This is a genomic window from Bartonella sp. AR 15-3, assembly GCF_002022445.1.
Taxonomy (GTDB): Bacteria; Pseudomonadota; Alphaproteobacteria; order Rhizobiales; family Rhizobiaceae; genus Bartonella.
In genome coordinates this window covers 31,383-45,532 of the sequence record NZ_MUYE01000001.1, presented here as the reverse complement: position 1 = coordinate 45,532, position 14,150 = coordinate 31,383, and the positions used below count along the sequence as shown (strand labels likewise).

Annotated in this window: 11 protein-coding genes and 1 pseudogene; all 12 read left to right on the top strand. The window is 36.7% G+C overall.

What is annotated here, in order from left to right:
* Window positions 1-37 precede the first annotated feature (37 nt).
* The 12 genes and pseudogenes from miaB to infB all read left to right on the top strand — a co-directional run bounded on the left by miaB (window position 38) and on the right by infB (window position 14,093).
* The gene (miaB, locus tag BAR153v2_RS00190) at window positions 38-1,420 is read left to right on the top strand and encodes a tRNA (N6-isopentenyl adenosine(37)-C2)-methylthiotransferase MiaB (RefSeq protein ID WP_078679797.1); all 1,383 of its coding nucleotides are present in this window, start codon (window positions 38-40) and stop codon (window positions 1,418-1,420) included.
* A gap of 113 nt (window positions 1,421-1,533) precedes the next feature.
* Window positions 1,534-2,658 carry a PhoH family protein gene (locus tag BAR153v2_RS00185; protein WP_078679796.1) on the top strand — a complete coding sequence of 375 codons (1,125 nt, stop codon included), beginning with the start codon at window positions 1,534-1,536 and terminating at the stop codon, window positions 2,656-2,658.
* Entirely contained in the window at window positions 2,655-3,131 is a 477-nt protein-coding gene (ybeY, locus tag BAR153v2_RS00180) for an rRNA maturation RNase YbeY (RefSeq protein ID WP_078679795.1), read from the top strand. The genes BAR153v2_RS00185 and ybeY overlap by 4 nt, the downstream gene beginning before the upstream one ends.
* Before the next feature lie 101 nt (window positions 3,132-3,232).
* Window positions 3,233-4,255, top strand: a complete 1,023-nt coding sequence (locus tag BAR153v2_RS00175; protein ID WP_078679794.1) for a hemolysin family protein — start codon at window positions 3,233-3,235, stop codon at window positions 4,253-4,255.
* Complete coding sequence (lnt, locus tag BAR153v2_RS00170; protein WP_078679793.1) at window positions 4,256-5,851, top strand: apolipoprotein N-acyltransferase; 1,596 nt, start codon at window positions 4,256-4,258, stop codon at window positions 5,849-5,851.
* A gap of 144 nt (window positions 5,852-5,995) precedes the next feature.
* Window positions 5,996-6,409 (top strand): helix-turn-helix domain-containing protein, encoded by a 414-nt coding sequence (locus BAR153v2_RS00165; RefSeq protein WP_078679792.1) that lies wholly within the window; start codon window positions 5,996-5,998, stop codon window positions 6,407-6,409.
* A gap of 115 nt (window positions 6,410-6,524) precedes the next feature.
* A complete protein-coding gene (gene metK, locus BAR153v2_RS00160; protein WP_078679791.1) occupies window positions 6,525-7,793 on the top strand; it encodes a methionine adenosyltransferase in 1,269 nt (422 codons plus the stop codon).
* On the top strand, window positions 7,790-8,491 hold the full coding sequence (locus BAR153v2_RS00155) for a tRNA (guanine(46)-N(7))-methyltransferase TrmB (RefSeq protein ID WP_078679790.1): 702 nt from the start codon (window positions 7,790-7,792) through the stop codon (window positions 8,489-8,491). Before metK ends, BAR153v2_RS00155 begins: the two co-directional genes overlap by 4 nt.
* 145 nt (window positions 8,492-8,636) lie before the next feature.
* Window positions 8,637-9,262 (top strand): annotated as a pseudogene (gene rimP, locus BAR153v2_RS00150) (ribosome maturation factor RimP).
* Window positions 9,263-9,309: 47 nt separating this feature from the next.
* Window positions 9,310-10,923 carry a transcription termination factor NusA gene (gene nusA, locus BAR153v2_RS00145; protein ID WP_078679789.1) on the top strand — a complete coding sequence of 538 codons (1,614 nt, stop codon included), beginning with the start codon at window positions 9,310-9,312 and terminating at the stop codon, window positions 10,921-10,923.
* Window positions 10,924-11,556, top strand: coding sequence for an RNA-binding protein (locus BAR153v2_RS00140; protein ID WP_078679788.1), 633 nt, complete (start codon window positions 10,924-10,926; stop codon window positions 11,554-11,556).
* The gene (infB, locus tag BAR153v2_RS00135; RefSeq protein ID WP_078679787.1) at window positions 11,556-14,093 is read left to right on the top strand and encodes a translation initiation factor IF-2; all 2,538 of its coding nucleotides are present in this window, start codon (window positions 11,556-11,558) and stop codon (window positions 14,091-14,093) included. The genes BAR153v2_RS00140 and infB overlap by 1 nt, the downstream gene beginning before the upstream one ends.
* Window positions 14,094-14,150 lie beyond the last annotated feature (57 nt).

Below are 14,150 nucleotides of genomic sequence, written 5' to 3'. Positions count from 1 at the left end.
GATTGAGATTTAAAAAAAAAACGTTTAGAAATGCAATATGGATCATCGTAAAAACTCTAGAAGCATACTTTCCAATAGTCCCAAAAAAGTTTTTATCAAAACTTATGGATGCCAAATGAATGTTTATGACAGCCAACGAATGAATGATAGTTTAAGCACTCAAGGTTATATCGCTACACAAACACCAAATGATGCTGACCTTATTCTGATCAATACCTGCCATATTCGCGAAAAAGCAGCAGAAAAACTTTACTCTGACCTCGGTCGCTTGCAAATAATACGTCAAGGACGTACACACGATAAACCTTTGATGATCGGTGTTACAGGTTGTGTTGCACAAGCTGAAGGAAATGAAATCTTGCGACGTGCACCAACCGTAGATTTTATCATTGGACCACAAATGTATCACCGCCTACCGGAACTATTAAAACAAGTCAAACAAGGAAAAAAAGTTGTTGAAACAGATTATGCCGTTGAAGATAAATTTACCCAATTACCACCTCATAACAAACGAGCTGTGCAACAACGAGGTATTAGTGCATTTTTAACAGTACAAGAAGGTTGTGATAAATTTTGTACCTTTTGCGTTGTTCCCTACACACGGGGCGCAGAAATATCCCGATCCGTTAAGCAAATCACTGATGAAGCGCGCCAGCTTATTGAAGCAGGTGTAAAAGAAATTACACTTCTTGGGCAAAATGTAAATGCATGGCGTGGACAGAGTATCGATGGGAAAACTTGGCGCCTTGGAGATCTTCTCCATCATCTGGCTAAAATTGATGGTTTAAAACGATTACGCTATACAACGAGTCATCCACGCGATATGGATGATAGTCTTATTGCTGCACATCGAGATCTTGATATACTTATGCCTTATCTGCATCTTCCTGTTCAATCAGGTTCAGACCGTATCTTGAAAGCAATGAACAGACAACACAAAAGTATTCATTATCTTCATCTCATCGATAAGATCCGTGCTGCAAAACCTGATATTGCTTTTTCAGGCGATTTCATTGTAGGATTTCCAGGCGAAACTGATGAAGATTTTGAGGAAACTATCAAGCTTATTAAACAAGTAGGCTATAGTTCGGCTTATTCTTTTAAATATTCACCTCGGCCTGGCACAGTCGGTGCAACAATGAAGAATCACGTTGATGAAACAGTTAAAAATACTCGCCTCCAGCATTTACAAACCATTCTTCTTGACCAACAACATACATTTTTACACTCTAAAATTGGTCAAACAACCGATGTTCTTATTGAAAAAATTGGTCGTTACTCGGGACAAATGGTAGGGCGTTCCCCTTGGCTTTTACCTGTTGTCATAAATACACAAACTTCTGTTGGAACTATTATGAAAATCCGTATTAAAGATGCAAGTTCTAATAGTTTTGTCGGTGAAAAAATCGACATATATTAAATATTAAAAAAATTTTATAGTTCTATTCAAAAATATAATATTAAAGAGCTATTTCACTTTTAAAGGCAAGTGATTATATTAAAGCTGTAATATAAACAGATAAGGAGTATGGGTTGAAAGCATCAACCAAAAAATCGAAACAAACTCTAAAGATAAAAAGTATCCCCTCTCAAAATAAAAGCATCTTTAAAAAAACTAACACAGTCAATATTAACCATGTTGTTTTAACTTTTGAAAACAACAATACTGCAAAAATAGTTTTTGGTAAATTTGATGAAAATCTTGTTTATCTTGAAAAGAAACTCAAGCTTGATATTCGCCCACACGGTAACAAAATTTTAATCTATGGAACAGCTATTGCTATACAACAGGTGCACTATGTATTAGACCAACTTTATCGAAAAGCAAAAACACATCCAGAACTTACTCTATCAGATATAGAAAGTGCAATTGCTATGGCAAATTTGCCCGATGAGCAACAAGAAAAACTTCAAATAACCCAGCCTTCTGTACAACGTACATTAGCACAATTTAATACCCATAAAAAAACAATCTATGCCCGTACTCTAACACAAGACGTTTATATGCGTGCTATGGAACATGCTGAACTTATTTTTGGAATAGGTCCAGCAGGCACTGGAAAAACATATCTTGCCGTTGCTCACGCTGTAATGCTTCTTAAATATGGTATTATTGAACGAATTATTCTTTCACGTCCAGCTATTGAGGCTGGAGAACATCTTGGCTTCCTTCCCGGTAATCTTAAAGAAAAAGTTGATCCCTATTTACGCCCCCTTTACGATGCTCTGTATGATATGATACCTGTTGCAAAAGTAGAACGCATCTTAGCCTCCGGAGTTATAGAAATAGCTCCTCTAGCCTTCATGCGTGGTCGAACACTTGCTCATTCAGCAATAATTCTTGATGAAGCACAAAATACTACACCCATGCAGATGAAAATGTTTCTTACACGCATTGGAGAAGGATCACGGATGATTATAACAGGTGATTTAAGTCAAATTGACTTGCCCGCAGGACAAAAATCAGGTTTAGTGGAAGCAATTCGTATCCTTGCAGATATAGAAAATATTACAATTATTCATTTTAATGAAAAAGATGTTGTGCGACACTCTCTTGTTTCCACCATCATTCAAGCTTATGATCGTGATTCTATTGAACAGAAAAAGCAATACCACTCACACGCTTTTCATCAAAAAAATGAGTGCAATTTCCCATGATTGCTATTGATATAACTATTGAAAGTGCTAAATGGAATGATGAGGAAATGCTTTATAACATTACTGACAAAGCTCTAGTTACCACATTACAGCATTTATCATTAAATGAGATAACAAGCGAACTTAGCCTGCTTTTTACAGATGATACGCGTATGGCACAAATTAACGCACAATGGCGTCATCACAATAAACCCACAAATGTTTTATCCTTTCCTGCCTTTCCTCTTAAAGCTGGACAAAATCCTAGACTTATGCTTGGTGATATTGTTATTGCACAAGAAACTGTTATGCGAGAAGCAGAAGAAGAAAGAAAATCATTTCAGGATCATTTAACGCATATAATCATTCATGGTATTCTTCATCTTCTTGGTTATGATCATGAAACAAATAATGAAGCTAACCAAATGGAAAAATTAGAAAAAGAAATACTTCAAAAACTATCTATAAAAGATCCCTATACTAAATTGTTGTAAAATGATAAAAGTGAAACTTAAAATTTGTGTTACAAATAATAAAATTTAAAATAATTAAAGCAACTATTATAATTGAGAAAGTTTAGAAAATTTTTAAAGCCATGGCGGATAAAATTAATAGACAAAATGGTACTCAAATATCTTCTAATTCTGAAGAATATTCTCTACAACAAACAAACTATACAAAGAAAAACTCATTGCTAAGCTATCTATTTTCATTTTTACGTGGACGCAGCCACACATCACTACGTGATGGTCTTACTGATGTATTTGCTGCTGATAATGAGAAGGGAACAACACTTTTTTCGCCTGAAGAACGTACTATGCTTCACAATATTTTATGCCTACGCGAAGCACGTGTTGATAATATTATGATTCCTCGTTCCGAAATAGAAGCATTGGAAATTAATACTCCTCTTGGCGAAGCTCTTAGATTTTTTGCAAAGATTGGACATTCACGTATACCTGTGTACGCTGAAACATTAGATGATCCGCGAGGTATGATTCATATCCATGATATCCTCAATTATATAACCTCTTTTATTACCGATTCTACTCGAAATGCACAAAAATATGACTCTCTACAATTGGATGATAAAGATTTACAACACCCTATCGGTGAACTAGACCTAATTAGAACAGTTCTATTTGTGCCTCGTTCTATGCTTGCAAGCAAATTATTAACGCGGATGCAAACCACACGAACACAAATGGCTTTAGTTATCGATGAATATGGTGGTACAGATGGTTTAGTGTCTATAGAAGATATCGTCGAATTAGTGGTTGGTGATATTGAAGATGAACATGATAATATTGATAACGCTATCGTGCGCGAACCTGATAATAAATGGTTGGTTGATGCAAAAACTGAATTAAAAGATGTAGAAAAAGCTCTTGGTCCTGATTTTATTGTGGGAGAGTATGGAGATGAAGTGGATACCATTGGTGGTTTAATTGTTTCTATTCTTGATCGCATTCCTTCAAAAGGTGAAATCATTGAAACTGTACCAGGTTATCGTTTCCGTATTCTAGAAGCTGATAAACGTCGAATTAAACGATTACGCATTTTTCGTATCTCAGAAAATGAAAATCTTAAGGAACAACAGCCTTATAAGGATAGCTAATTGTTATTAAAGAGGCTAAATCTTCTCTTGCTTTCTATTACTGGTTGGAAACGGCAAATATGCGTTTTTTTATGTGGTGCACTAACGTCTTTTACACTCCCGCCCTTTTATTTAACACCCATTTGCTTTTTAACATTTCCCATCTTCATTATTTTTCTCGATGAAATCAATACTATCCAAAACAATAAAAAACGCCTTTTAACAAATGCACTAGTCTTTGGAAACTTTGGCTTTGGTTACTTTATTTGTAGCCTTTGGTGGTTAAGTAATGCATTATTAGTAGATCCAATCTCTTTTGCTTGGGCATTACCATTCTCTATTTTTTGTCTTCCTGCTTATCTTTCTCTTTATTGGTTTTTTGCTGGTATCATTGTTTTCTTTTTATGGACAAAAAATATAGCACGCTTCTTTGTTTTAGCCTTCTCACTCGGATTAGCAGAGTGGTTGCGCGCGATCCTATTGACGGGTTTTCCATGGAATGCTCTCGGTTATACAGCTATGCCAACCCCCATGCTTATGCAATCAACTATGATTGTAGGACTCTATGGAATGAACATTCTTGCTGTTTTATGCTATAGTTTACCAACTGTCTTATTAACAAATGAAAAAAAATTCTCAGCGCTTTTACTCTTTTTTCTTCTTATATTAACCCATAGCGGATTTGGATTTTATCGTTTAAACACAGCACCCAATATAGCAGAGTACCGCAATAATAACCATTGGGTGCGTATTGTTCAACCCTCTATCCAACAAACCACTAAATTAAGCAATACAAAAAGAAAAGATATATTTGCAGCTCATCTAAACTTAAGTATCAAAACAGCCATTAGCCAGAATCCGGAGCCTGATTTTATCATATGGCCAGAAGCATCCCTTCCTTATATTCTCGGTAATACGTCTTCTATTCTTACAAAGCATATTGGCTCTTTTCTAAAACCCCAACAATGGGCCATTATAGGTGCCATCCGAACCGATAATGCGTTCCCTCATACCGAAACACAGTATTTTAATACAATCGCAGTCATTGATGCCAAAGGTGATATTCTTCACACATCTGATAAACTTCATCTCGTCCCTTTTGGTGAATATCTTCCATATCAAAATTTACTGAAAAAGTTAGGGTTGCATATTCTCGCTGATAACATTGGTGGATATACCGCTGCAAATGTGCGGAGAACCATTACAATGCCAAACGGTTTTTCTTATCTTCCACTTATTTGTTATGAAGCTATATTTCCTAATACAACAGTTTTTAAAGGTCCTCCCCCTCAAGCAATTATTAATATAACAAATGATGCATGGTTTGGTAGAACACCTGGCCCATATCAACATTTTCAACAAGCACAACTCCGTGCCATTGAGTTGGGAATACCTCTTATTCGAGCAGCAAATAATGGGATATCAGCTGTTATTGATTCTTATGGAAGAATCGTTTCTTCTCTTGAGCATAATATTATTGGCTCTTTTGATGCACCAATCCCACAACCAATTACCACTATTTGGAACAATAAATACAGAACATTCTCTACTTTCATCTTATTCATTCTTATGCTATTGTACCGTATTAGTTTTGGTTCTACAAAACAGCTTGAATGATTGAGTGCTTATGTACAATATCATGTTATGTGTACCAGTAACGTCAAGAAAAGTATTACATATCATCTTCATTTATAATAAACTAACCTCACATGCACCTAATGTTTGTTTGGAAACAAAGCGCTGAAAATAAAGAGTTGCATTATGACCAAAACTAGAAAAAAACCCGATCCAATAGATATTTATGTTGGAGCCCGTATTCGTTTGCGTCGTAATATATTAGGTCTTACTCAAGAAAAACTCGGTGAAAAATTAGGTATTACTTTTCAGCAAATTCAAAAATATGAAAAAGGAACAAACCGTGTTGGAGCAAGCCGCCTCCAAGCAATTGCAGAAATTATGGATGTTCCAGTCTCCTATTTTTTTGATAAAGGAATTGCTATACAATCTATAGATGGTTTTACGGAAAGTGATAATAATTTTATAGATTTTTGTTCCAGCAGTGAAGGTATTCAATTAATGCGCGCTTTTACCAATATATCTGATGCTAAAGTGCGTCGAAAAATCATTGATTTAGCAAAAGCTCTTTCTGAAGAAGATCATGACAACAAACTATAAAATTATATTCTTTTTTATATTATTATTGACGATTTGCCATAAGATTGGCAAATAAGGTAAATTTGAATATACGACACATGAAATATCGATTTCTTTTTTGCTTGAGAGAGTTCCCATGCCGCATCAAGATTATCTTTTTACAAGTGAGTCGGTATCGGAAGGACATCCCGATAAAATTTGTGACCGAATTTCTGATGAAATCGTTGATATGATCTACAGGGAAGCTTACAAAACAGGAACTAACCCATGGTTAATACGAGTTGCTTGTGAAGCTTTAGTGAGTGTCAATCGTGTTGTCATAGCTGGTGAAGTACGCGTTCCCGATACACTTTTAAAAAAAGACAAGAACGGTCAATTTATACGTGATAAAGTTGGCTCTCTTATTATTAATCCTACCCCTTTTCGCAAAGTTGTGCGTCATGCCATTCGTGTTATTGGTTACGAACAAGAAGATTTTCATTGGAAAACCGTTAAAATTGATGTCCTTTTACGTCCACAATCAGCTGACATCGCACAAGGAGTTGATAACGCCATTGATCGTCATGGTGAAGAAGGAGCAGGTGATCAAGGCATTATGTTTGGATATGCTTGCCGTGAAACACCAGATCTCATGCCTGCACCAATTTATTATGCACATAAGATTTTAGAACATCTTGCGATAGCGCGTCATAGGAAAGAGGGAGAAACTTGTAAACTAGGACCAGATGCTAAAAACCAAATAACAATACGATACAAAAATGGGAAACCCGCAGAAGTAACATCGATTGTCCTTTCAGTACAGCACCTTGATGAAAGTTGGGATTCAAATAAAGTCCGTACAATTGTTGAGCCCTATATTTTTCAAGCTTTACATGATATCCCAATTTCTAATCAATGCAGATGGTATATTAATCCAACAGGAAAATTTGTTATTGGTGGTCCTAAAAGTGATGCGGGATTAACAGGACGGAAAATTATTGTGGATACTTATGGTGGTGCTGCACCTCATGGTGGTGGTGCTTTTTCAGGTAAAGATACAACAAAAGTTGATCGTTCTGCAACTTATGCTGCACGCTACCTAGCTAAAAATATTGTTGCAGCTAATTTAGCAGATCAATGCACTATTCAACTCTCCTATGCAATTGGCATTGCAGAACCTTTGTCCATTTATCTTAATCTCCATGGAACAGGGAAAGTAGATGAAAGTGTTATTGCAACTACAATTCCCAAAATAATGGATCTATCACCAACAGGTATCCGAAAACATCTTGATCTCAACAAACCTATTTACGCAAAAACCGCTGCTTATGGCCACTTTGGACGCAAACCAGAACATGATGGTTCATTTTCTTGGGAAAAAACTGATCTAGTTGGAAAACTTAAAAAAATGATTAAAATACCATGACTGAGCATAAAACGCGTATGAGTGAAGCATTTTTTGGTCGCCGACAGGGAAAACGGTTACGAAGCAGTCAAATTGCGCTTATAAATACGCTTCTTCCTACTCTTAACATTGACTTAAGCAAACCTGCACCTTTAAAGTTAGTATCTTTATTCACCAATCCAGTAGAAGAAGTCCGACTTGAAATTGGCTTTGGCGGAGGAGAACATTTACTCCATGAAATGAAATGTTTCCCACGTACAGGTTTTATCGGTATAGAACCTTTTATTAATGGAATGGCAAAAATATTGTCATACACTGAAAAGCACAAAGAATATCAAAATCAACTTCGTCTTTATAACGATGATGCTACGCGTTTTCTTGATTGGTTGCCAACAGAATCTCTTGATGGAATAGATTTATTTTATCCTGATCCATGGCCTAAAAAAAAGCATTGGAAACGAAGGTTCATTAATGAAAAAAATCTAAACCGTTTTTCTCGAGTTCTTAAAGTAGGTAAAAAATTACGCTTTGCCAGTGATATAGACACCTACGTCAACTGGACACTTTATCATTGTGCTCAACACAATAGTTTTGAGTGGCTTGCAGAAAATCCTCCAGACTGGAAAATTGCCTATCCACTATGGCCAAGTACCCGATATGAAGCTAAAGCTCTATATGAAGGTAGAACACCCACTTATCTTACTTTTATAAAAAAGTAAGGAATAAAATGCTTTACTATAAACGACTTGTAAAATTTTCTGTTTAAGAGTATAAGAAGACAGATTTTCGGCCTTATGATGAGGAGTGGTCCGTTTGGAGCCACTCTTTTTTGTTGTAAGTTCGATAACAACTTGGGTGAATCATATGAACGCAATTGAAAGAATGGATGATATTAATGAACCACGTTTGTTTGAAGAAGATGGCGTTGCAGCACGTGTTTCTGCTCTTATTATACCATTACTAAAACCTTTAGGTTTTCATTTAATTTGCACAAAACTTTTGAGTTTAAATGGTTTAACACTTCAAATTATGGTTGAACGTACTAATGGCACCATGACAATAAAAGATTGCGAAATAGTGAGTCGAACTGTTGCACCTCTCCTTGACATAGAAAATATTATTGAACGAAAATATCATTTAGAAGTTTCATCTCCTGGTATTGATCGTCCACTCGTAAGAAAATCTGATTTTTTTCATTGGCAAGGACATCTAGCAAAAATTGAAACCAGTACCATTATTGATGGACGCCAAAAATTTCGTGGTAAGCTTACGGATATTACACAAAGTGGATTTACTTTAAATATCGAGAAAACAGCTGATAGAGAAGAAGCAAATATATTTATTCCTTTTTCTAATATTACTAATGCGCGTTTGATCCTTACCGATGAACTTATTCGTGACACATTGAAAAAAAATAAAGATTGTGCCAACAATTAATCCCGAATGATAATCTTAAACATCTCAAGAACGAAAAAAACTATAACAATTAATATTAACGCCCCCCTGCCCTCATGTGGCATAAAAAAGGAGAAAATCAATGGCTATAAGCGCTAACAGGCTTGAACTTCTGCAAATTGCAGATGCTGTTGCACGTGAGAAGTCGATTGACCGTGAAATTGTCATTTCTGCGATGGCTGATGCTATTCAGAAAGCCGCACGTTCTCGTTATGGCCAAGAAACCAATATCCGTGCTGAAATCAATTCTAAGACAGGTGAAATTAAATTACAACGTCTTCTTAAAGTTGTTGATATTGTTGAAGATTATACAACTGAAATCGCTTTATCTGATGCCCTAAAACGCAAAGAAGACGCAAAAGTTGGTGATTTTCTTTCCGATCTTTTACCTCCCATGGATTTTGGACGCATTGCAACACAATCTGCGAAACAAGTTATTGTGCAAAAAGTCCGTGATGCAGAACGTAATCATCAATTCGAAGAATTCAAAAATAAAATTGGTGAGATTATTTCTGGGACAGTCAAACGTGTGGAATATGGCAACGTTATTGTCGATATAGGCCGTGGAGAAGCTATCGTGCGACGTGATGAATTAATTCCGCGGGAATCTTTTCGTTATGGAGATCGCATTCGTGCATTTGTTCATGATGTACACCGTGAACCAAGAGGACCACAAGTTTTCCTTTCACGTACACATCCTCAATTTATGGCAAAACTTTTTACCATGGAAGTCCCAGAAATTTATGATGGTATTATAGAAATTAAATCTGTTGCTCGTGATCCAGGTTCACGTGCAAAAATCGCTGTTGTTTCACGCGATGGCTCAATTGATCCCGTTGGTGCATGTGTCGGAATGCGAGGAAGCCGTGTTCAGGCTGTTGTTGCAGAATTACAAGGTGAAAAAATTGACATTATTCCTTGGTCGCCTGATGCCGCAACATTTATCGTTAATGCACTGCAGCCTGCTGAAGTTTCAAAAGTCGTCCTTGATGAAGATGCAGAACGTATTGAAGTCGTAGTGCCTGATGATCAGCTTAGTCTTGCAATTGGTCGACGTGGACAAAATGTGCGTTTAGCTTCGCAATTAACAGGATGGAATATTGATATTCTAACAGAACAGGAAGAATCCGAAAATCGTCATAAAGAATTTAGCGAACGTAGCAAACTTTTTATGGAAACTTTAGATGTTGATGAAATGGTTGGGCAAGTTATGGCTTCAGAAGGTTTCATCTCAATTGAAGAAATCGCTTACGTTGATCTTGAAGAAATAAAGTCTATTGATGGCTTCGATCATGACACTGCTTCAGAAATCCAAAATCGTGCACGTAAATATTTAGAACGTAAAGAAAAAGAGCTTAATGAAAAGCGTAAAAAGCTTGGTGTTTCAGATGAATTACAATTACTTCCTGGTATAACAAATGCTATGCTAGTCGCTATAGGTGAGGATGGAATAAAAACAATGGAAGATTTTGCAGGCTATGCAGTTGACGATCTCGTTGGATGGCGAGAATTTAAAGAAGGTCAAACACAAAATTTTCCTGGCATCTTGACTCCTTTTGATGTTACGCGCGCTGATGCAGAAGCCATGGTATTAGCAGCACGTGTGCAAGCAGGCTGGATAAATCAAACTGATCTTATTAAACAGCATCCTGTAGAAAATGAAGCAACAGATAATTTGGATGTGGATACGTTTTAAATGAATGAGCGGACCTGTATTGTAACGAAGAAAAGTGCTTCAGCGGCAACGCTGATCCGTTTTGTCATTGGTCCAAATAATCAAATTATCCCTGATCTTAAAGCTAATTTACCCGGACGTGGTCTTTGGGTTTCTGCTCATCACGCTATTATAGAAAAGGCAGTTAAACATAAAGTTTTTAGTAAAAATCTTAAAACAGATGTTGAGGTTTCTGAAAATCTCGCTCATATTGTGGATAAATTATTACTAAAAACTGCCCTTACAAACCTTTCTATGGCTCGAAAAGCCGGGACTATTGTCACAGGATCAGTCAAAGTTATTTCCGCTATCCGCGCAGGTCAAGTTATTCTTGTTCTTCATGCAAAAGAAGCAAAAGAAGATGGAAAACGCAAAATTTCACAAGCCATCCACGCAATACAACAACGAATAAATCAGAATATAAAAGTTATATCTTTATTTACAAGTGATGAAATGAGTATGGCTTTTGGAACTAATCCTGTGATACATGCTGCCTTATTGAATACGAAAGCTGCAGAGGGATTTATCAAAGCGATATACAAACTGACTACCTATCGTGAGAATAAATGCAATAAGCTTAGTACAATAACGGCAAATGCCGTGAAGGAAATATAATGAGTAAAAACGATAATGACACAATAACAGCTAAAAAAACACTGACCTTAAAACGGTCAGGATTAGAAACTAATATAGTTAAACAAAATTTCAGCCATGGTCGTACAAAGGCTGTGGTTGTCGAAACTAAACGGCGCAAAATTACACGCCCCGATGAAAAAACTGAAGCACCACAATCTATTACTAAACCACATGTAGTTCAGCGCTCCAAACCAAAATTTGAAGAAATACCGCCCAGTAAACCTGTAGCCCAATGCAACCTTTCATCAGCAGAAATAGAAGCGAGACGCCGTGCTTTAGAAGAAGCACATGTCCAAGAAAAAATAATACGTAAACAAGCTGAAAAAGAAAAACGCGACAAAGAACGTGAAAAAAGCTCGTATTTACAAACTCATCAAGAAATGGAAATACTCCGAAAAAATAAAAATACTACAGAGAAAATTCCAACTCATACTTCTGCCCTCTCCTCAACAGAACCTATCGCAGCAATAGATGTAAAAGCGTTAGAAGTAGCTATTCCGCTTAAAAATACATCGCCAGCGGAAAAACGTATTACGAATGATAATGAAGAGAGATACAACCGACGTGCTAATTCTTCTAAACCAGAAATACGTTCACCTAAAGTTGTGAAAGGAGCTGATGAACGTCGCCGAGGAAAGCTTACCCTTAATAGTGCTTTGGATGAAGAAGGAAATGGACGTGGCCGTTCAATAGCAGCAATGCGTCGTCGTCAAGAAAAATTCAAACGTGCACAAAACCAAGAACCAAGAGAAAAAATTTCCCGTGAAGTTATTCTTCCTGAAACTATTACCATTCAAGAACTTGCTCAGCGCATGACTGAACGTTCTGTTGATGTTATTAAATTTTTGATGAAACAAGGACAAATGATGAAGCCTGGAGATATCATCGATGCAGATATTGCAGAGCTCATCGCTGTTGAATTTGGTCATACAGTTAAACGTGTTTCAGAATCTGATGTAGAAGATGGCATTTTCAATATCAGTGATAACCCATTAAAGATGCGCCCACGTCCACCTGTTGTAACCATTATGGGTCATGTTGACCATGGAAAGACTTCTCTTCTTGATGCTATTCGTAAAGCCAATGTTGTTTCTGGTGAAGCAGGTGGAATTACACAGCATATCGGTGCTTATCAGGTTGAACAAAACGGTCAAAAGATTACCTTTATCGATACACCTGGACATTCTGCTTTTACAGCTATGCGTGCTCGTGGTGCTGAAGTAACTGATATTGCTGTTTTAGTAGTATCTGCTGATGATAGTGTGATGCCACAAACCGTTGAGTCCATTAATCATGCAAAAGCTGCTAATGTCCCTATTATTGTTGCCATTAACAAAATTGATAAACCAACTGCTGATGCGCAAAAAGTACGTACAGAACTTTTACAACATGAAGTTTTTGTTGAAACTATGGGCGGTGAAATTTTGGAAGTTGAAGTTTCTGCTAAAACTGGACAGAATCTTGATAAACTTTTGGAAGCTATTCTTCTCCAAGCCGAGCTTCTTGATCTTAAGGCAGATTCAGACCGAACCGCAGAAGGTATTGTTATTGAAGCTAAACTTGATCGGGGACGAGGACCTGTTGCAACTGTTCTTGTCCAAAAAGGTACATTACAGCTTTCTGATATTATCGTTGCCGGCAATGAATGGGGACGTGTTCGTGCTTTAATTGACGATTATGGTTGCCATATTAAAAAAGCAGGGCCTTCTACACCAATTGAAATTTTAGGCATACAAGGTACACCACAAGCTGGTGACCGATTTGCTGTAGTATCAAATGAAGCAAAAGCACGAGAAATTGCTGAATACCGTCAACACCTAGCTCGTGAAAAAGCTGTAGCTCGACAAACTAGCTCTCGTGGCTCTCTTGAACAAATGATGACAAAATTACAAACTACCGGTGTAAAAGAATTTCCACTTATAATTAAAGGAGATGTTCAAGGGTCTATTGAAGCAATCACTTTAGCATTAGAAACACTAGGGAATGAAGAAGTGCGCGCACGCGTCGTGCATTCTGGTGCTGGAGGTATTACTGAAAGTGATATTTCTCTCGCTGAAGCTTCTCACTCTGCTATTATTGGCTTTAATGTTCGAGCAAATAAACAAGTACGAGATGCAGCTAAAATTCAAGGAATTGAAATCCGTTATTATAACATCATTTATGATCTTGTTGATGATATAAAAGCAGCCATGTCAGGATTATTATCACCAGAACAGCGTGAAACCTTCCTTGGTAATGCCGAAACTCTAGAAATCTTTAACATTACAAAAATTGGAAAAGTTGCTGGTTGTCGAGTTACAGAAGGAAAAATAGAACGAGGAGCTGGTGTTCGGCTGATTCGAGATAATATTGTTATTCATGAAGGAAAACTTAAAACACTCAAACGCTTCAAAGACGAAGTCAATGAAGTACAAGCCGGTCAAGAATGTGGAATGGCATTTGAAAACTATGATGATATTCGTGCAGGTGACATTATTGAAACTTTCCGAGTCGAGCATATCAATCGTACATTATAAAGTCACTTAAGAACTTTCCTTTCTAATAGTTAAAAAAGGAAAGTATTAAACTTAATG

Bases quoted from the DNA above. Each gene is read 5' to 3' on its own strand.
- miaB (WP_078679797.1), top strand. From the start codon at position 38: ATGGATCATCGTAAAAACTCTAGAAGCATACTTTCCAATAGTCCCAAA.
- ybeY (WP_078679795.1), top strand. From the start codon at position 2,655: ATGATTGCTATTGATATAACTATTGAAAGTGCTAAATGGAATGATGAG.
- BAR153v2_RS00175 (WP_078679794.1), top strand. From the start codon at position 3,233: ATGGCGGATAAAATTAATAGACAAAATGGTACTCAAATATCTTCTAAT.
- BAR153v2_RS00165 (WP_078679792.1), top strand. From the start codon at position 5,996: ATGACCAAAACTAGAAAAAAACCCGATCCAATAGATATTTATGTTGGA.
- metK (WP_078679791.1), top strand. From the start codon at position 6,525: ATGCCGCATCAAGATTATCTTTTTACAAGTGAGTCGGTATCGGAAGGA.
- BAR153v2_RS00155 (WP_078679790.1), top strand. From the start codon at position 7,790: ATGACTGAGCATAAAACGCGTATGAGTGAAGCATTTTTTGGTCGCCGA.
- nusA (WP_078679789.1), top strand. From the start codon at position 9,310: ATGGCTATAAGCGCTAACAGGCTTGAACTTCTGCAAATTGCAGATGCT.
- BAR153v2_RS00140 (WP_078679788.1), top strand. From the start codon at position 10,924: ATGAATGAGCGGACCTGTATTGTAACGAAGAAAAGTGCTTCAGCGGCA.
- infB (WP_078679787.1), top strand. From the start codon at position 11,556: ATGAGTAAAAACGATAATGACACAATAACAGCTAAAAAAACACTGACC.